The 18276-nt window shown below is 40.5% G+C and carries 17 protein-coding genes; 10 read left to right on the top strand and 7 right to left on the bottom strand.

Annotated elements, in window-relative coordinates:
• Positions 1–81 precede the first annotated feature (81 nt).
• A complete protein-coding gene (locus A9Y75_RS17580; protein WP_071190825.1) occupies positions 82–669 on the top strand; it encodes a biotin transporter BioY in 588 nt (195 codons plus the stop codon).
• 60 nt (positions 670–729) lie between these two features.
• Positions 730–1206 carry a signal peptidase II gene (lspA, locus tag A9Y75_RS17575; RefSeq protein WP_071190824.1) on the top strand — a complete coding sequence of 159 codons (477 nt, stop codon included), beginning with the start codon at positions 730–732 and terminating at the stop codon, positions 1204–1206.
• A 189-nt stretch (positions 1207–1395) separates the two neighbouring features.
• On the opposite strand, the gene A9Y75_RS17570 is transcribed toward lspA, so the two are convergent.
• Positions 1396–1863 carry a hypothetical protein gene (locus tag A9Y75_RS17570; protein ID WP_071190823.1) on the bottom strand — a complete coding sequence of 156 codons (468 nt, stop codon included), beginning with the start codon at positions 1861–1863 and terminating at the stop codon, positions 1396–1398.
• 440 nt (positions 1864–2303) lie between these two features.
• Between A9Y75_RS17570 and A9Y75_RS17565 the strand changes: the two genes are divergently transcribed.
• A complete protein-coding gene (locus tag A9Y75_RS17565; RefSeq protein WP_071190822.1) occupies positions 2304–4580 on the top strand; it encodes a transglycosylase domain-containing protein in 2277 nt (758 codons plus the stop codon).
• A gap of 63 nt (positions 4581–4643) precedes the next feature.
• Here A9Y75_RS17565 and A9Y75_RS17560 read toward each other — a convergent pair whose 3' ends face one another.
• Entirely contained in the window at positions 4644–6062 is a 1419-nt protein-coding gene (locus A9Y75_RS17560) for a DUF4335 domain-containing protein (RefSeq protein WP_071190821.1), read from the bottom strand.
• Positions 6063–6183: 121 nt separating this feature from the next.
• Between A9Y75_RS17560 and A9Y75_RS26695 the strand changes: the two genes are divergently transcribed.
• A complete protein-coding gene (locus A9Y75_RS26695; protein ID WP_236721447.1) occupies positions 6184–6450 on the top strand; it encodes a hypothetical protein in 267 nt (88 codons plus the stop codon).
• On the opposite strand, the gene A9Y75_RS17550 is transcribed toward A9Y75_RS26695, so the two are convergent.
• Complete coding sequence (locus A9Y75_RS17550; RefSeq protein WP_071190819.1) at positions 6428–7048, bottom strand: hypothetical protein; 621 nt, start codon at positions 7046–7048, stop codon at positions 6428–6430. The genes A9Y75_RS26695 and A9Y75_RS17550 overlap by 23 nt on opposite strands.
• Before the next feature lie 12 nt (positions 7049–7060).
• Here A9Y75_RS17550 and A9Y75_RS17545 point away from each other — a divergent pair, with 12 nt between their 5' ends.
• On the top strand, positions 7061–7618 hold the full coding sequence (locus A9Y75_RS17545; protein WP_236721446.1) for an RNA-guided endonuclease TnpB family protein: 558 nt from the start codon (positions 7061–7063) through the stop codon (positions 7616–7618).
• A gap of 27 nt (positions 7619–7645) precedes the next feature.
• Here the strand turns inward: A9Y75_RS17545 and A9Y75_RS17540 are convergent, their stop codons facing one another.
• The gene (locus A9Y75_RS17540; protein ID WP_071190818.1) at positions 7646–8272 is read right to left on the bottom strand and encodes a DUF3038 domain-containing protein; all 627 of its coding nucleotides are present in this window, start codon (positions 8270–8272) and stop codon (positions 7646–7648) included.
• Between the two features lie 416 nt (positions 8273–8688).
• On the opposite strand from A9Y75_RS17540, the gene A9Y75_RS17535 reads away from it, so the two are divergent.
• From A9Y75_RS17535 to cysH, 4 genes are all read left to right on the top strand, one after another.
• Entirely contained in the window at positions 8689–9207 is a 519-nt protein-coding gene (locus A9Y75_RS17535) for an adenine phosphoribosyltransferase (protein WP_071190817.1), read from the top strand.
• A 44-nt stretch (positions 9208–9251) separates the two neighbouring features.
• Complete coding sequence (locus A9Y75_RS17530; RefSeq protein WP_071190816.1) at positions 9252–10298, top strand: ABC transporter permease; 1047 nt, start codon at positions 9252–9254, stop codon at positions 10296–10298.
• A 38-nt stretch (positions 10299–10336) separates the two neighbouring features.
• On the top strand, positions 10337–10618 hold the full coding sequence (locus A9Y75_RS17525) for a hypothetical protein (protein WP_071190815.1): 282 nt from the start codon (positions 10337–10339) through the stop codon (positions 10616–10618).
• A 456-nt stretch (positions 10619–11074) separates the two neighbouring features.
• Complete coding sequence (gene cysH / locus A9Y75_RS17520; protein ID WP_071190814.1) at positions 11075–11779, top strand: phosphoadenosine phosphosulfate reductase; 705 nt, start codon at positions 11075–11077, stop codon at positions 11777–11779.
• Positions 11780–12308: 529 nt separating this feature from the next.
• Here the strand turns inward: cysH and A9Y75_RS26690 are convergent.
• Positions 12309–13022, bottom strand: coding sequence for a GUN4 domain-containing protein (locus A9Y75_RS26690; RefSeq protein WP_343232445.1), 714 nt, complete (start codon positions 13020–13022; stop codon positions 12309–12311).
• 85 nt (positions 13023–13107) lie between these two features.
• On the opposite strand from A9Y75_RS26690, the gene A9Y75_RS17510 reads away from it, so the two are divergent.
• Complete coding sequence (locus tag A9Y75_RS17510; RefSeq protein ID WP_071190813.1) at positions 13108–14364, top strand: exonuclease SbcCD subunit D; 1257 nt, start codon at positions 13108–13110, stop codon at positions 14362–14364.
• Positions 14365–15093: 729 nt separating this feature from the next.
• Here the strand turns inward: A9Y75_RS17510 and A9Y75_RS17505 are convergent.
• Complete coding sequence (locus tag A9Y75_RS17505; RefSeq protein WP_071190812.1) at positions 15094–15375, bottom strand: hypothetical protein; 282 nt, start codon at positions 15373–15375, stop codon at positions 15094–15096.
• A 260-nt stretch (positions 15376–15635) separates the two neighbouring features.
• Positions 15636–18221, bottom strand: a complete 2586-nt coding sequence (locus A9Y75_RS17500; protein ID WP_071190811.1) for an adenylate/guanylate cyclase domain-containing protein — start codon at positions 18219–18221, stop codon at positions 15636–15638.
• Positions 18222–18276: the final 55 nt, after the last annotated feature.

Genomic DNA, 18276 nt, shown 5'->3' with positions numbered 1-18276 from the left:
GGCTGGGTCTCATCTTCTTACCATTGGCCTATACTGGTTGCTGTTAGCTTTACCTTTGGCCTATTCCCTGTTCCCTGTTCAATGTTTGCTGCTTCCAATCAATTATTATGGTCTATGATTGGCTTACTCCTAACAATGGGTGGCACGTTCCTAGAAGCCTATGGCACTACTTTTCCTTGGAGTTGGGGTCAGCAAGGAGTTAAAACCTTGTCTTTAGGTGTTAGCTATCAAATTGGAGCCGTGCTGCTAGTCGGTTGTTTAGGAGGCAAAAATGCTGGTGCGCTTTCTCAGATTGCTTATTTAGTCATGGGATTAACCTTGTTACCTGTATTTGCCGAAGGAGGCGGTATTGGTTATGTTAAGCTATCTCAGTTTGGCTATCTGCTCGGCTTTATTCCCGGAGCTTGGATTTGCGGCTATTTTGCCTTTAAAGCCAGACCTCGTTTAGAAATGTTGGCTTTTAGTTGTTTTTGTGGATTGCTAACAGTCCACATCTGCGGTATTGCTTATTTAATGATTGGCTATCTTTTGCCCGGAAAAGTGGCAGATAACCTACCTTTAATGCAAGCAATCCTTAAATACTCTTGGTTTTCACTACCAGGTCAACTAGCTGTAGTTTGTGCTGTCACCATAGTAGCATATGTGCTACGACATATAATGTTTTATTAGTCATTGATCAGTAGTCAGATGACTAATGGCTAATGACTAATGATTAATGACTAATTCATCATGCGTTTAAAAAATCACCTCTTTTGGATTGCGGCCTTTTTAGCTTTTTTTCTAGATCAAGTGACAAAATTCTGGGTAGTACGAACTTTTGCTTTGGGACAAACACTACCATTACTCCCAGGTATATTTCATTTTACCTATGTTACTAATACAGGTGCAGCGTTTAGTTTATTAAGTGGAAAAGTAGAGTGGTTGCGATGGCTCTCTTTAGGTGTAAGTTTAGTATTGATAGCCATTGCCACATTTGGCCCTATGTTAAGTTTTTGGGATCAGTTGGGTTATGGCTTGATTTTAGGTGGGGCTATAGGTAATGGGATTGATCGGTTTTCTTTAGGCTACGTGGTTGATTTTCTGGATTTTCGCCTGATTAACTTTGCCGTATTTAATGTGGCAGATTCTTTTATTAGTATTGGTATTGTTTGCCTTTTAATTGCTTCTTTGCAACAAACATCTACCACAAGTCACAGACCCCGCTAATTTGATACCCAAATTTTCGGTAATTGGGAAAAAGGTAATTTCTGAAATTGTCCCCTTTTACCCAGCTGCTCTCTTTTTCAACTCTGATTTTAATAAATATCAACAAAGAAACCTGGAGTTTAGCATCTCCAGGCTACCAAATAAATGAAAGGTTTATTTATTAAATTTCAATGCACCAACTAACATTACCTATAAAGCACCCTGAGGAGGAGTTGGTAATATCTCATTACTAGGAACTGGCATGGGTGAACTTGCGCCCGGTTCCGTACTACTGTTGGGTGTATCTGATGTTGGTAAAATCATACTTCCTGGAGCAGGAGTTAAGTTACTGGAATTGCCTGGATCAGGAGTTGTTGCTGGTACTGTAGTGCTTTCAGGACTAATACCGCTTTCAGCAGGATTCGTTGCTGGTACTGTAGTGCCAGTAGGAATGGTAGAATTAATTGCTGTGCCACCTGAACAACGGGAATTGAGAGGAAACCGCTCGCACAGAATTTTCATACCAAGTGGTGACATTTTGATTTCCGTTGGTGAATTAGTAGATGAACTACTAGATTCTTCAGATACAGGGGATTGACTGGACTCGGCCATAGCAACATTAGTGGTAAGCGCCAATGTCAGGGCTGTACCAATCAGAGTCAGAAATTTTCCCTTCATTCGGAAATTAACCTCAAGGTCAACGGAACACTTCGCCAATTAAATCAAACAATTAATTGGAGAAAATCTTTCTAAAGGTAGATGTAGATTTTGATAATAAATGGTAGAGAGGTTTGGCGACAGTTAAATTTAAATATTTGGTTGATTGAAGAGTAGTTTCTAGCAATACCAACCTAAATATCCTGATTGTGCTTGTACAGCTAGTTTTTTGAGATAGAATGGGCATCCAGTAATATAGATAGAAATTTTTCTATCCGTAAACTAGTTCTAAAAATCACAAAATAATCTTGTTTCTCAAGCAGCATATAAGTATTAAATTGAACTTAGAAAATTCCGTACAGCCAATTTATTTATAGCTTGTGAGTAAAATAGTGTCAGACTAGCATTAAAATTACGATTCGCCCGATTCTTCACTAACAGCGTGTGATGTGATATAGCCGATGAGTTCCCCGCAACCGCCTCAAAAGCCACAAACGTTCCTTGGTCAACTGACACAAGCCGTCAATACTATTCAAGCTAGGGTTGATTTTTCTAAACTGGCGCTCAAGCCCAATGCCAAAGTACCAGAACTCTGGGTGCAGGATGCGGGGGCTGATAAAGCGGAAATATATCCGCTGTTGGGCGATCGCTATATTCTAGGTCGTAGTTCCAAATCTGCTGATATCGTCGTTCGCAACCCTGTTGTCAGCCAGATTCACCTATCTTTGTCCAGGGATTCGAGCCAACGGATTCCCACTTTCACCATTAAAGATGAGGGTTCTACTAACGGCATCTATTTAGGTAAGCGACGAGTCACTTCTCTAGAACTGCGTCATGGCGACATCTTTACCTTGGGACCGCCAGAATTAGCCGCTTCCGTGCGATTGCAATACGTCGATCCGCCACCCTGGTATATCAAAGCCGCAACATGGGGAATTTATAGTGTTGGTGGTGCCAGTGCCTTATTAGCCCTAGCGATTGGGGCAGAATGGACGAAATTTTCTGTCAGACCTCTACCTACAGCCACACGCGCCCCTGTGGTTGTATATGCCCGTGATGGTTCTACTCCACTCCGGGAGCCTAGAAATATTGCTCACGTAGACCTAAAGCAGCTATCAAATTTTGGTCCTTATTTGCCAGCCGCTGTGGTGGCTTCCGAGGATAGTCGTTATTATTGGCACTTTGGGGTAGATCCTTTAGGGGTATTGCGAGCCGTACTGATTAATAGTCGTAGCGGCGATGTCCAACAAGGCGCTAGTACAGTTACTCAGCAAGTTGCCCGTAGTTTATTCCGCGATTATGTAGGTAGACAAGATTCCTTGGGACGGAAAGTGCGTGAAGCTATTGTCTCCCTGAAATTAGAAACCTTTTACAGCAAAGATGATATTTTACTGACCTACTTAAATCGAGTATTTTTAGGTGGTGATACTTCCGGCTTTGAGGATGCAGCTAAATATTACTTTGAAAAGTCAGCTAAAGAATTAACTCTTGCTGAAGCAGCAACCTTAGTAGGAATTTTACCAGCTCCCAACGCCTTCGATTTTTGTGGAGAAGGGCTAAGGAAATTAGGAGCAGCCGATTACCGTAATCGTGTAATTAAACGGATGCTGGAAATGGGCAAAATCAGCACCGAAGATGCTAATCGAGCCAGACGTTCCACCGTTCAAGTTAGTCCTAAAGTTTGTGAAAGGCAAGCTCAGACAATTGCCCCTTACTTTTATAATTACGTCTTTCAAGAACTGGAATCAATTTTAGGGGAAGGAGCAGCAAGAGAGGGTAACTATATTATCGAAACTCAGTTAGATCCAGCCATTCAAGCTCAGGCAGAATCATCACTGCGAAATTCAGTTAGTAACGCTGGTTCAAGCTTTCGGTTTTCCCAAGGAGGCCTAGTAACTTTAGACTCCAGAACTGGAAGCATCTTAGCAATGGTAGGGGGGACGGATTATAAAAAAAGCCAGTTTAATCGGGCTGTGCAAGCTCAAAGACAACCAGGTTCCACCTTCAAGATATTTGCTTACGCTGCTGCTTTAGAACAGGGAATACCAACATCAAGAACCTATTCTTGCAGTGCATTCCCTTGGCAGGGCTTTACTTACAAACCCTGTCGGTCTGGTGGAGGTGGTAGTTTAGACGTAGCCACTGGTTTGGCACTTTCAGAAAACCCCATTGCTTTAAGAATTGCCAGAGAAGTGGGATTAAATAAAGTAGTGAATATGGCGCAGCGTTTGGGGGTCAAATCTTCACTTGATCCTGTTCCTGGTTTAGTTTTGGGTCAAAGTGTAGTCAATGTTTTAGAAATGACTGGTGCTTTTGGAGCTATTAGCAATCGTGGTGTTTGGAATCCGCCCCATGCTATTAGCAGGATTTTAGACAGTAGTGATTGTCAGGATCGCAAAGATTTAAAAACTTGTCGTGTTATCTATTCCTACGACCAAGATCCAGATGGTAATAAACGAGTGCTGAAAACAGATGTCGCCAATAAAATGACCAGCATGATGCAGGAGGTAATTTCCAGTGGTACTGGCCGCAGTGCTGCCCTGGGACGGGGACTGGGTGAAGCCGGTAAAACGGGGACAACAGATAAAAACGTTGACTTGTGGTTTATTGGTTTTATTCCCAGTCGGCAGCTTGTAACTGGTATTTGGCTAGGAAATGACGATAATTCCCCCACATCTGGTAGTAGCGCTCAAGCCGCCCAGTTATGGGGAAATTATATGGGGAAAATCACCAAATAAATTCAGAATTACGTTGGCGGTAGCCTGCCGTAGGCACTATTACGAATTACGAATTACGAATTATTACCTGTATCCTTCCCAAGAGGTAACTTCTAATGTGCCGTTAGGCTTAAATACCACTTGGAAGTGACCGAGAGCTTCTTTGTTGTTGGGAGCAGCTAAGTTTGAGCCATAAACAGATTGGAACATCTGCGGTAGAGGTGTTTCCCGAAAATAGTCAAAGGCTACTTGGTTGAGTGGTTCATAGTCAGCAATCACACCATCCTTATTTACCGCCACCCGATATTTCAAATCTGTGGTAAATGTGGGTGTTACACTCCAATTTTGGCGAATCATACCATAGAGCTTTTGGTTTAAATCTTTGACTTTTTTGGAGTCAGTGATTTTTTCGCCGATTACTTCTGGTTTTTTAGTGTATCCCAGCCAAGGACTGACTTCTAAAACACCTTTTTTATTAAAGACTACTCGGAATTGAGCGATGGGTTCGTTGGCAATGCGGCGGTTAGCAGGATTGTATAGTAGATTCGGCAGTGGTGTTTTGTCTACTGCATTATTGGAAGCTTTGTTAACAGCTTTATAACCAACGATACTACCATCGGCAGCCACACCTAAACGATAGATCAAATCTTCGGTGAATTCAGCACGATTATTCCAAACTGGATGAATTTGGTTATAAACTTGGCGATTTAATGCACGTAGTTGGGAGGGATCAGTAATTTCTGGAACTGAACTCAGAAGTGCTTCTAAATCTCTAATAATCGGTGTGGGTGAGGCTTCAACTGTAGGTGAAGCTTCAATTGTGGGTGAAGCTTCAATTGTGGGTGAGGCTGTGGATGTTGTGGTGCTGGACTGTTCCTCTGGCTTCGGTTCTGGTGGACGTACTTGGGGAGGAGGAATTAAGGTAAAAGCGATCGCTGCAACTGCCAAACTCGATACGCCTACAGATGCTGGTACTGCTTGCTTGAGCAATACTTGACTTGCGCCACCATAGCGTCTAGTGACTGGTTGTAGTTCTAGTGATAACTCTGGTAATGTTTGAGTATCAGCAAAAAACTGATCTACTGCTTCCACTAAATCAAACAACTGCACCGTATTCAACTCTATTTGAATGGATGGTTGTTTACCATCGTTGGTGTTAGACTCAAAACCCTCTGCACCAATCTCTGAATGTAGAATCAATCGGTGTCGGTTGGTGTCAATTTTTTGCAACTCCACTAGTTCCGACTCATGATTGTGTGCTTGGGGGTTGGGGACATTACTTAAAACTTCTTGAGCATAAGCACTTACAGCCCTGACCAAGCTTTCAAAAAATTCTCGCCCTCCGGCTATGGGCTGAGTATAACTAGATAAATAGCATTCAGCATTTACCAATATAGATAGTTCTGGGCGCAGGTCTTGAAACTGGGCAGATATGGTGACATCACTTAATCCCTCTAAGAGCAGTGTGCAATTAGGTAAACTGTACTTACGTTGAATATTCATAGAACCTCGCGGAATGCGGGAAACTCAGTCCCTTAAGGGCTGAGAGGGAAGCGGCACGGGCGGTTTTAACCGCAGTCAATATTAATTGCACTGGATGAGTCATAATGGTTATCAGATTGCATTGCTGAGGGGACAAAAACCAACCAGCGCCACACTGAATAAAACCAAGAGCGGTGACTACTTTATCAACTTCGTTGTTGATATCCCAACTCAACCCACTGGCAAGACTCCGAAAGTAATTGGGGTTGACTTGGGACGACGCGACATTGCCACCACTTCCACGGGTAAATCGTGGAATGGTAAACAGATTCAAAACGTTCGTGACTGTTATAGCAAGGTTAGAGCTAACGTTCAATCCAAACTTGTTAAAGAGCCTCATCTTGTCTAACTCCTCTAAAGTTCATTTTTTGAATTAGCTGAGAAATTTCTATTTGCCGCTCAATATTCCTATCGACTCCCCAACCGAGTTTGTTTTTCTTTAAGCTTCCTATTTCTTGCAACAACAAAGCTTGAGGTCTTTTTAGCTTCAAATAGGGAAGAACTTTTTCCAACATAGAATTAAGCTGCTGACCACTACACTCGTATCGATGCAGATGCCTCCAATTTGGTTGGTTAATCCTGTTTTGTCCTGTTATCGTTCCAACATTTGTAATTTCCCTTAACCACTCAATTAGTGGCTGATCACACATGGAGACGATCAACTTGTAATTAACGACGACTGAATTACGCGACTTTCCAACTGTTGCTGTCAGACAACCATCTCCATCAATCAATCCAGCAATATATGCAGCTTCAGCAATACTCAACTCATTGCACTGCTTTAAGTCAGTTCTTCCCCTTAGTTCTCTCTCGTTCTTTTTCAAGAACGATCGCATGGAAGCCTCTGTCACATCATATTCTTGACATAGTTCTTTTACTGAACTGCCAGCATCAAACCTTGTAAGAATCTCATCTTTGTTAGGATAAAGCTTGTTTGGTGTCGCCATTCCTGTAAGCCGTTGTTCAGTTCTACTACTGTAGCATTGAACAACGGCTTCACTCGGTCGTCTAGGCGACTTTTGAGAAGGCTTTCTGGGAGAGAACGGAGGTTTCAAGAATGGTTGAATCACAATATTTCTAAGCAGCTTGTTCAAAAATCTCAGCAACTGAATGCGAGTTTGGCTTTTGAAGACTTGACTAATATTAGACAATCTCTCAATACCAAGCCTAGAAGTAAAATAGAACGTCGCAGAACTAATCATTGGGCGTTCTATCAGCTGCGTTTGTTTGTTGGCTACAAGGCAAATATTGCTGGGGTGGGAGTAATATTTGTCCCACCTGCTTACACTAGTCAAACTTGTTCTCGATGCGGACATATTCACCCTGTCAAGGGCAAATCTTACCGTAACGGAAAAGTTTTTAAGTGTGGGCATTGTGGACTTGAACATGATGCTGATATCAACGCGGCTAAGAATATTGCTGCTTTGGGGTTGTCTGTAATCCAGCCCGAAAGTCCGGGGATGACGTGCCAATTACAAGGACAAATGTCTTTGTTTGGTATGCTCGCTCTGGGCTAAAGCTTAGTGTCTTTAGACCTGAGTTGCTTACTCTACTTCACCGTCAAAAAGAGAAATCCAGAAACGCTGCATTCCAGCTGTACCGGTGCAGAATAGTAATTTTCCTAATAAATCCATAGCCAATTCATCTAATTTTTCATCAGAGTTGAATGTCAGTGCCACAGAACGTCTGGCATTCATCCGGCTCTTAAAGTGCGCTCTAAATCGCTCTAGGTAATTAGCTAAACGCAAATTTTGTTCCAGTGGAATCTGCTTTTCGGACAATTGCTGATATATCATTAGTAGCTGACGAATGACAACTGTTAACCGCCGCGCTATGTAGCAAGTAATGACTACTAGTGCTTTTGCTTCCAGGATGCCTAATGGTCTGCGGATATGCGCTCGTCGCAGCGGGTTAGAGCTACGCATCCGCCATAAATTTACCCGATCTTTAATAATTCCTTTTAGGTCTAACTCTTGGGCAAAAGACAGAATGGCTTCAGAACCGCCAAGCTCTAAAGCTTCTATTGCCAGTAACATGAGGTCTATTTGCAACGTCGTTCTGCGAGGACAACCCTTGGGAGCGATCGCCGGATCTGGTAAAGTGTCCAGAATCATCGGCATGGCCTCAGGAGTTGGACTGTTGAACGGCGTTAAACTTGCGGAGACATTCATTCTTTAAAATACCTTGTGCTATTCCAATAAAGTGAGTCAAACAAAATTTAAGATATATAGCCAAACCATAACTTAGGCTTGTGGTGATGGCATGAGCAGCCCAATATATACAATACTTACTCTTGTTACTCACAGGTTTCCGTATACTGTAATGAAAGTTTTAAAGCATTTGTTCACCTGCCTTTTGTTGGTAGTAGAGATATATCTCTAGCTTGGGTTAAGTTCTCAGTTATCGTCAATGGCTCATGAAACAAAATTCCTCATCTCCAGCGTATGACATTATAGTGTACGATTTCTCAGGTATCTGAAATTGAGAAATAGAGGCTAGTACATAGAGGCAAAAAAACTGATCAGCCCTATTTACCTCACGATTATTTGTTGCGCCCTACAAATCAACCTTGACAACTGCACAAACTATGGATTTAAAGTCTCTGATTCGTGACATACCAGATTTTCCGAAGCCGGGAATATTATTTCGGGATATTACCACCTTACTGCGTGATCCAGATGGTTTGCGCTACACAATTGACTTTTTAACACAAAAATGCGTTGAATCTGAACTCAAGGCAGATTGCGTCGTGGGGATGGAATCTCGTGGGTTCATTTTTGGTGCGCCTCTAGCTTATCAATTAGGTGCTGGTTTTATTCCCGTGCGGAAAAAAGGCAAGTTACCAGCAGCTGTTCACCGCATTGATTATGAACTAGAGTATGGTACAGATAGCTTGGAAGTGCATCAGGACGCTTTGCATCCAGGTAGTAGGGTTTTGATTGTCGATGATTTGATTGCTACGGGTGGAACTGCAAGCGCGACAGCAAAGCTGCTACAAAAGTTTGGCTGCGAACTTGTAGGGTTTGGGTTTATCATCGAGCTACGGGATTTACAAGGGCGAAAACATCTGCCGGATGTGCCAATAATATCTGTGGTTGAATATTAGTCATTGGTCATTGGTTTTCCAGAAATGACGACAATTGGCAATTTATGACTTCTACAAAAATTTCCTTGGAGACGAGTCGAGATTGGCTCATTAAGCTAATCACAAATGAAACTTTCATTTATGTGAGCAAACGGTTGCTACAGGCGCTGTTGACGATTTTTTTAGCGTCGGCTTTGTCGTTTTTTATTATGAAGTTGTCTCCAGGGGATTACGTAGATACCCTGCGGCAAAATCCGAAAATTTCCCCGGAACGGATTGAGGAAATACGCCGACAATTTGGGTTAGATAAGTCTTGGCCTGAGCAGTTTTGGCTGTGGTTAACTCGAATTGTGACTAAGGGTGATTTTGGCACAAGTTTTGTTTATCAACGCTCTGTAGGATCGCTGTTGTTGGAAAGAGTACCAGCGACGTTGTTGTTAGCGATCGCTTCTTTAATTACAACATGGGCGATCGCTATTCCTCTGGGTATTCTCGCTGCTGTCAAGCAAAATCGCGGCACTGATAAGGTTTTGCAGGTAATTAGCTATGCTGGACAAGGGTTTCCCAGTTTTATTACTGCCTTATTTCTATTATTCTTAGCTCAAATCACTACCCCATTATTTCCGGTGGGTAACATGACTAGTATCGATCACGCTGAACTGACATGGCTGGGTAAGATATTAGATATCCTATGGCACATGATTTTACCGTTAATTGCCTTGAGTATTACCAGTTTTGCCGGGTTGCAACGTATTATGCGTGGTCAATTACTGGATGTATTGCGTCAAGATTATATCCAAACAGCCCGTGCTAAGGGACTTCCTGAAAATCGTGTCATATATGTTCATGCTTTGCGTAATGCTATCAACCCTTTAATTACTTTATTGGGTTTTGAATTAGCAAGTTTATTAAGCGGTGCATTTATTACCGAAAATTTCTTTAATTGGCCAGGTTTAGGAAAATTGACTTTACAAGCCGTTTTAGCTAAAGACCAATATTTAGTCATGGCCAGCTTGGTCATGAGTGCGGTGTTGTTAATTATTGGCAATTTAATTGCTGATTTAATGTTAAAAGCAGCAGATCCGCGAATTAAATTAGAAGACTTGAATTAATCTTTAGGAATAGGAAACTCACCCATTACCGAATATCAATGCTTTCTGAAAATTATTATATTGTCCGATCTCAAAGCACTGGACGTTATCTCACAGCACGTCCCAAATCTGATGATTCAGTTTATCTGTTGCTATTTCGAGAAAACTTTGATGCTCTAAGCTATCTCAATACCCATGCTGGAGAAGTAGCAAACCGCTTTGCTGTAGAACCTCTACCGGGAACACAGATAGGAAACTTGCTCAAACGTTGGGGTTTTGTTGGTGTGGGAATTGTGACAGATCCTTTATTACCCAATGTGGAGTTTTTGCAGAATATTTAAATATATATAAATAAAGAGTTCAGCATCTAAAACTCCGACATTTTGTGGTGGTAATTTCCGTTATTAAAAAACGTTCATAATCGTGATTATCCCAGCACTAGTCAACACGATTAAAACACCCATAACTATAGATTGACCGAAGCTATTTGGTAGTTTTGTATTATTCATTTCTAGTAAAATCCTTGTATTTTCTTAGGTTAAGAATAGCATTAACAATATAAATAGCTTTGCAAATCCAGGTAAAACTTAAAATCGCTTAAACTTTCTTAGTATATGATTAATTTTTCGTTCATTTTTGCTCACAGATAATTTATACTTGTATTCAGTAACAGACCTTAGTTGAGGTTGTAGTAATACCCGTACATAATCATTACCCAGTTTCCGGTCAGAATATGTGCCTTGATAGGATAAAATAAATTTTTATAAAGGTAACAAAAATTTGTCTAAGAAATAATCATGACAGTTTCCACAACATTTGACTTACAGCAATTAAATCAGCAATTTGAAACAGCCACTCCCAAAGAAATACTGGCGTGGTCTATAGAGAATATCCCCACAGGACTTGTACAAACAAGCGCCTTTAACGTGGATGACTTGGTAATTACTCACATTCTTTATACTGAACTCAATCATCCAGTTCCTGTAATTTTTCTCGATACTCTGTACCACTTCCCCCAAACCCTAGAACTGGTTGCGAAAGCTAAAGAAATCTATAACCTAGATTTACAAACTTATAAAACTCCAGATGTAGAAACCCGTGAAGCCTTTGCTGCTAAGTTTGGTGAAGCGCTTTGGGAAAAAGATATTGCTCAATTCCACAACATTACAAAAATTGAACCACTGTTACGGGGCTTAGACGAACTCAAGACTTCAGCTTGGATTACAGGTCGTAGACGTGACCAAGCTGTCACCCGTGCAAATATGCCTATATTTGAATTAGATAATCTGGGAAGACTGAAAGTAAATCCTATAGCAGCTTGGACACGCCAAGATAGTTGGGTTTATGTAGCTGAACATAAGGTAATATACAATCCTCTTCATGACGAAGGTTATCCCAGCATTGGTGACGAACCTATTACCACCAAAGTAGCTGACGGTGAAGACGAACGCGCTGGACGTTGGAGAGGAAGTGAAAAAACTGAATGTGGAATTCACATTTAGTCATTAGTCATTGGTTATTGGTCATTGGAAAAACGATTACCAATTACCTACAGTCAAAGTAGGGTGTGTTAGCGACAGCTTAACGCACCTTAATTTATGTATTTTGTCTGAATCAGGATGTCCAGGATTTAAGGATTTACAGGATTAAATTACCCATAGAGAATATCTTTGTAACCTCATTACCTTCGTGTCCTTCGCTTCTTCGTGGTTCCATAAAAAAGATAGAATATGTCAGAATCAGGATGTCCAGGATTTGAGGATTTTCAGGATGTTGTTTCTCTTTATCTGTGTTTATCTGCGTTTATCTGCGTTCAGTTATTTTTGATGTTTTTTTTAACGAACCACAGAGACACAGAGGACACAGAGAAAAATTTCAGTTATCAAAATTTAGATCCCCGACTTCTTTGATTAATCTTCTCATTCATCTTATATTATGTCAGAAGTCGGGGATCTTTGACTACAAAATAACATCCTGTAAATCCTTAAATCCTGGTTATCCTGATTCAGACTTAATAATTTTCTGTAACCTTTAAATGTTACAGTTTACAAGTCTCGACGCGAGAGAAGAGAAGAGATTAAAATAACTGTCAAGCTGTGAACCCCGACCGTCCTGCTCCCACATTCCCATCCTCGCATTCCAAGCTAAACTATACTTACTAACAGTAATAGGAAGGTGGGCTTCAGGTGCTTTTTTATCAAAAGTTATATCTTTGTAGTATAACCAATTCTTGTTTATATCTGTCTTCTCAAGTATTGTATAGTTAGTAAAGTTAACTTTTGGTCTTTTTTCGTCAAAATTCATATCGTTATAGTCCATACCTGCATTTTGTTTATTCTTCCACCCTACTTCTTCCCCGAACTTCTCCCAGATTTCCTCGTTATATTCTGTTGTTCCTCCTAAACCCTTATAAATTCGTTTCTGCACAGAAAAACCAAATTTACCATTACTGTATTTTACCCACAACTGGTCAATGGTTCGCAGGTCTGCACAGGGAAAATTATAAATGTCTTCAACATCTAACCAACCTTCGTTTTCCCGTTTTGCAACTGCTAACATTACTCTTAATGCTTCTTCATCCGCTTCTTTCCATTTTTCTGCTTTGAGGTAGTTTTGCAGTTTTCTGTAATCCATTCCTACCTCTGATTTTAATTCTACCTCTTGGTTTACAGGCTGAGGTGTGAAACTTTGAGGAATGAAAATTTCCTTTATCTTAGATAAGAATGACTTTCCTGGTTGTAACATAGAAAGATGTATGCTTGAATATGACCGTAATTTTAACAAAATCGGGTGATTGAAAATCGCGGTTAGTTTTAAACTACTGACTAATATGATTAAAATTCTCCACCTCTCAGATATCCACATGGGAAGCGGTTTCTCCCACGGACGCATCAATTCGGCAACAGGATTAAATACACGGTTGGAGGATTTTGTCAAGACTTTAGCTTTGTGTATCGACCAAGCCCTATCTGATGCTGTAGATTTGGTAATCTTTGGTGGTGATGCTTTTCCTGATGCTACGCCACCACCTTATGTACAAGAAGCTTTTGCTAGTCAATTTCGCCGCCTTGTTGATGCTGATATTCCGACAGTGCTGTTGGTGGGTAATCATGACCAACATTCCCAAGGAGTGGGAGGCGCAAGTTTAAATATTTACCGGACTTTAGGTGTACCGGGGTTTGTGGTGGGTGATACTTTGACTACTCATCATATCCAAACCCGTAACGGAAAGGTGCAAGTCATTACTCTCCCTTGGTTAACTCGTTCTACTTTGATGACTCGTCAAGAAACTGCGGGTTTATCTATGGCTGATGTTAATCAACTGTTAACAGAACGGCTACAAGTAGTTTTAGAAGGGGAAATTCGCCGTCTTGACCCGGATGTACCAACGGTGCTTTTGGCGCATTTGATGGCTGATAATGCCACTTTGGGGGCTGAACGTTTGTTAGCTGTGGGTAAAGGTTTTACTTTACCGCTATCTTTGCTGACTCGTCCTTGTTTTGATTATGTGGCTTTGGGTCACGTTCACAAACACCAAAATTTAAACAAATCCAATGACCCGCCGGTGATTTATCCTGGAAGTATTGAACGGGTGGATTTTAGCGAAGAGAAAGAAGATAAAGGTTATGTGATGGTGGAATTGGAACGGGGAAAAGTAAATTGGGAATTTTGCCCCTTACCTGTACGAGTATTCCGCACAATTGAGGTAGATTTATCTAAGGCGGATGATCCGCAAGCGGTTTTGTTTAAAGCTATAGCTAAATATAATATTGAAGATGCTGTAGTCAGGCTAATTTACAAACTGCGTTCTGAACAATTGGATTTAATTGATAATTCTTCTGTCCATAGTGCTTTAGGTGCAGCGCATACATATACAATTCAACCAGAGTTAGTTAGTCAGTTAGCTAAACCCCGGATTCCAGAATTAAGCGCTAGTAGCAGCATTGATCCAATGGACGCGCTAAAAACTTATTTGGATAATCGAGAAGATCTTAAAGACATTGCGGCCTCTATGCTAGAAGCAGCACATAAGTTATTAGGAGATGATGGGGAAATTTGGCTAGAGTCAGTTGTTGAGAATATTTAGACATCATTTAAACATCTGACAAGATTGCTAAAAAATGATCATTAACCGCTGTTAAGGAAAAAGAAACACCAAATATAGCAGGTGACAGGGAACAGGTGACAGGTGACAGAGTTGAAAGTGTGTTTGTGTCTAGGTTTTATCATTAGTTCATGTCCTAACCACCTTGGCGGTTGCTATATAAACAAAAGCAGTTGGTGAAGACTGCCGTTAGGTATAAGCTGACGGCTGAATGCTTACCAACTTGCTCTAGTTATTGATCTAACCCATCATATCAAGTCCGTTTGTTCGCTTTAGCGTATCCCTAGAGATAGACTTATCATTAAATGGGAACCGCGCAAGACACGGGAACGCAGAGAGATTTTAATAATAAGTGATGATCCGGATTTGATACCATATCTATTTGGGTCTTTTCTCTCTTTCTTTTTCTTATGGTGGGAGATTGCTCACTAATTTAAGTAAATATTCTGTGAGTCTAGTACACAACGGCGTAAATCAACCAACCATTAAAAATTACTAAAAAGCTTGTATCATCTGCTTTTTTAATTTTTAATTGTTAATTTTTGATTCCGAGAAAGCGGTACTAGTTGTTCTACTGATATCTTGCACCATTCTCAATAATCCCTGATTGACCAGGTTGGTGAACAAAAAATGAATGATTTCCGGTTTAATAAATCGCCATAAATCCAGTTTTTACGACTGCTACAAGATGTAAATTTACCAAAAATGTTCTCAATTATTAGGAGTATTTTGGATGCTTGTTAAGCAGGAACTAATATGGGAGCGGATAGCCCGTTCATAAACAACAGTCTGTGCTGTGCGTATACCTACATTCTGATATACCAAGTTAATTTCTGGAAATTCGCACCAAGTCATCAAAAAAACGTCTTTAGCTGGAGTAGTTATTTCATAATTATTCTCTTGTCTTTTCTTGATCAGCCTGCAATTATTCAGTTTTAATTTTTGTCTAAATAATTGCTCAAACTCTAGAATTGAACTTGAAGTAGCTTGCATTGGTTATACACGTTTAAACGTGGCAGTTGGATAAACACAGTCTTGTGATACCGTTAAGTATGACACTGTTTTGGAAAGTTGGGTTTTTCAGCTTAAAATTTTACATTCTTTGAGTTAGCCTACGCGGACGAAAGTTTGTGTGTGATCTGAACTGTAAGTACTAGTACGTCCGTGAATTCAAAATTCCCAAAGCTGATGGCGTAGGCTTTTAGATGATTTTGTAGCTTACTTCGACCTAGGACTATGGTAGCGCTTAAAGCTTATTTTTCCTTAAACGTCCATACCCCGTCATCCCAAGTTGCATCTGATGGGGGTGATTGTAACCAATGCTGACAACGGCTTATGTATAACATAGCTGCTTTGTCATTGTTATCAGCGGATAAGGCTTTAACAAATTCTGCTTGAGCTTGGATGAACTGACGATTAAGATAATATTTACGCCCTTGATGATAATGCTCAATTACTTCTAGTTTGGTATTATCAATGGCATCAGAACGTAGCCCTATTAACTCATAGATGGCTACAGGTTCATTTCGCCCTTTAACGCGAATGTAATCGAGTTCCCTAGCCCAAATGTCCTCTTGGCAGAGTCGATATGTATTGTCGCTGATAATAATATCGCAACCGTACTGTTTACTAACGCTTTCTAATCGAGAACCAAGATTCACACCATCACCAATAGCGGTAAATTCCATCCGCTTACTAGAGCCGATATTGCCACTAATCACCGTATCAGAATTAATGCCGATGCCTATTTTGATATGGGCTTTATTAGCTGCGAGACGATCTATATTTAATTGCTGTAAGCGAGTCCGCATTTCTAAAGATGTTTGCACAGCCATCCGAGCGTGTTGCTCTAAAGGTAGGGGTGAACCAAAGACAGCCATAATGGCATCGCCAATATATTTATCCAGAGTACCTTTATGTTTGAAGACAGCTTCTACCATTGATTCAAAATATTCATTGAGCATACCCACCACTTCTTCAGCTTCCATATTTTCTGTGAGGGTAGTGTAGCCACGAATATCAGAGAATAAAATAGTAACTTCTTTGCGATCGCCTCCTAGTTTAGCGTCATCTAATTTCAGCAGTTCTTCTGCCAATTCCTGAGTCATGTAACGGTACATAGTGCTTTTGAGCCGCTTTTCATCACTGATATCGTCCATGACTACTAGTGCGCCACAGACTTGATTTTCGTCGCTGGCATCAGCAATAGTGTTGAGTGATAAATTTATACTATGCTGCTCTTGGCTAGTCGTCAGAAGTGTGCGATCAGGGTAATATTGCTGACTAGTTTTTAAATCATTTGCGTATAAGGCATCTGCAAACCATTTACTAAAATCGCCTTCTTTAATATGCACAACATCACTAACTAGTTTGCCTTCTAAACGTTCGTCATTATCAAATCCTAGCAACCGTTTAGCGCTTTCATTAGCAGTGATAATATATCCGGCTTTATCTGAGGAAATGACACCATTAGAAAGACTGCGGAGAATATCCCGTTGCATTTGTTCTTGCTGTTTGATTTTGGCAAACAATTGAGCATTTTGCAATGCTACACCTGCCTGAATATTAAAAGCTTCCATAAACTCTTCATCATTATGATCAAAACTAGCTTGGAAGCAGTCAGGAGCTACAGGCCAATTAGCCGGATTGTACCCAGGAAATTCTCCTGTTTTCTTTTTATTTACTAATTGAGTAACACCAATCAATTCTTTATCGCTATTAAAAACTGGCATACACAGCAAACTACAGGTGCGATAGCCATTTTGCTGATCCATGTTTTGGGCTGTTTCTGAATCTGGATGCTCATACAAATCAAAGGGGATATTTAACTTTTTGCCAGATGCAGCAACGATGCCAGCAAAGCCTTTACCTATGGGTACTCGCAATTCTTTGGTTACACCATTACCCTGATTAATTGTTGTCCATAATTCATGGTGTTCGTGGTCTATTAACCACAGTGTACTGCGATCTGCATTCATCAGTTCTTTAGCTTCAGCCATTACCCGTTTTAGGGTATCTTCTAAATCAAGACTACTTTGACTTAGGGACTTGATTGCCTTCATCAGTGCTGCTGCTGCTCTTTGTTTTTGAGTAGCAATATAAAAAGAGCGCGATGATTCTAAAATCAGGCGAATGGAAGGCGCAAAATCTTGAAATAATTTTTCATCAGCGTCAGTAAACCCCTGGGTATCAATGCGATCTAAAAGGGGATCACTGGAATTATGCAGGTATTTTAATTTGTTTAATAATTGTACTACCGCTACTAATTCTCCGTCTTCATTTAACAGAGGTAAAGCCAACATTGTATAGGTGCGATAGCCGTTTCTTTTGTCTTGCTCTTGAGCAAATTTTGACCGTGTATCATTATAAAAATCAAAGGGGATATTGATTACTTGCTTGAGAGTCGCAACTTCTCCCGCAATACCTTTGTTAGCGGGAATTCTAATCTCTAAAAGCCGCTTACCTTGCCCTTCAGCTAAAGTAGACCAGAGTTCTTGTTTTTCTTGATCTAATAAAAATATTGTTGTCCGATCTGCTCCTAATAATTCTCCTGTTTTCAAGGTAATTGAATGCAACATTTCCTGTAAGATTGTTTCAAAACCCTGATAATCCAACATGGATAAGGTTTCGTTGACAATCCGTAATTTATGCTCAACTTCCTGAACTACTTGTTTAAAACTATCTTGAGTCAGGGGAGCGAGAAACTGAGCAATAGTTCCTTTTCTTTTGGATAGACTGACGACAGTTGAAGAGTCTGTTTGTAACTCATAGTTTTCTTGGTTTTTAACACCAATAATCAAATCCGTCGTCTCTTCAGCATTTGGTTGGTGTACTGACATAACTTTATTGGATATAGTAGGATTTAGAATTTACGAATGATCAACTGTACTATTA

The organism is Trichormus sp. NMC-1 (genome assembly GCF_001858025.1).
GTDB lineage: Bacteria > Cyanobacteriota > Cyanobacteriia > Cyanobacteriales > Nostocaceae > Anabaena.
The sequence above is the reverse complement of the archived record's forward strand: the minus strand, read 5'-3'. Positions and strand labels throughout refer to the sequence as shown.

Bases quoted from the DNA above. Each gene is read 5' to 3' on its own strand.
- A9Y75_RS17540 (WP_071190818.1), bottom strand. From the start codon at position 8,272: ATGAATGTCTCCGCAAGTTTAACGCCGTTCAACAGTCCAACTCCTGAG.
- cysH (WP_071190814.1), top strand. From the start codon at position 11,075: ATGACAGTTTCCACAACATTTGACTTACAGCAATTAAATCAGCAATTT.
- A9Y75_RS17560 (WP_071190821.1), bottom strand. From the start codon at position 6,062: ATGAATATTCAACGTAAGTACAGTTTACCTAATTGCACACTGCTCTTA.
- A9Y75_RS17530 (WP_071190816.1), top strand. From the start codon at position 9,252: ATGACTTCTACAAAAATTTCCTTGGAGACGAGTCGAGATTGGCTCATT.
- lspA (WP_071190824.1), top strand. From the start codon at position 730: ATGCGTTTAAAAAATCACCTCTTTTGGATTGCGGCCTTTTTAGCTTTT.
- A9Y75_RS17570 (WP_071190823.1), bottom strand. From the start codon at position 1,863: ATGAAGGGAAAATTTCTGACTCTGATTGGTACAGCCCTGACATTGGCG.
- A9Y75_RS17580 (WP_071190825.1), top strand. From the start codon at position 82: ATGTTTGCTGCTTCCAATCAATTATTATGGTCTATGATTGGCTTACTC.
- A9Y75_RS17505 (WP_071190812.1), bottom strand. From the start codon at position 15,375: ATGCAAGCTACTTCAAGTTCAATTCTAGAGTTTGAGCAATTATTTAGA.
- A9Y75_RS26690 (WP_343232445.1), bottom strand. From the start codon at position 13,022: ATGTTACAACCAGGAAAGTCATTCTTATCTAAGATAAAGGAAATTTTC.
- A9Y75_RS17535 (WP_071190817.1), top strand. From the start codon at position 8,689: ATGGATTTAAAGTCTCTGATTCGTGACATACCAGATTTTCCGAAGCCG.
- A9Y75_RS17550 (WP_071190819.1), bottom strand. From the start codon at position 7,048: ATGGCGACACCAAACAAGCTTTATCCTAACAAAGATGAGATTCTTACA.
- A9Y75_RS17525 (WP_071190815.1), top strand. From the start codon at position 10,337: ATGCTTTCTGAAAATTATTATATTGTCCGATCTCAAAGCACTGGACGT.
- A9Y75_RS17510 (WP_071190813.1), top strand. From the start codon at position 13,108: ATGATTAAAATTCTCCACCTCTCAGATATCCACATGGGAAGCGGTTTC.
- A9Y75_RS17500 (WP_071190811.1), bottom strand. From the start codon at position 18,221: ATGTCAGTACACCAACCAAATGCTGAAGAGACGACGGATTTGATTATT.
- A9Y75_RS17565 (WP_071190822.1), top strand. From the start codon at position 2,304: ATGAGTTCCCCGCAACCGCCTCAAAAGCCACAAACGTTCCTTGGTCAA.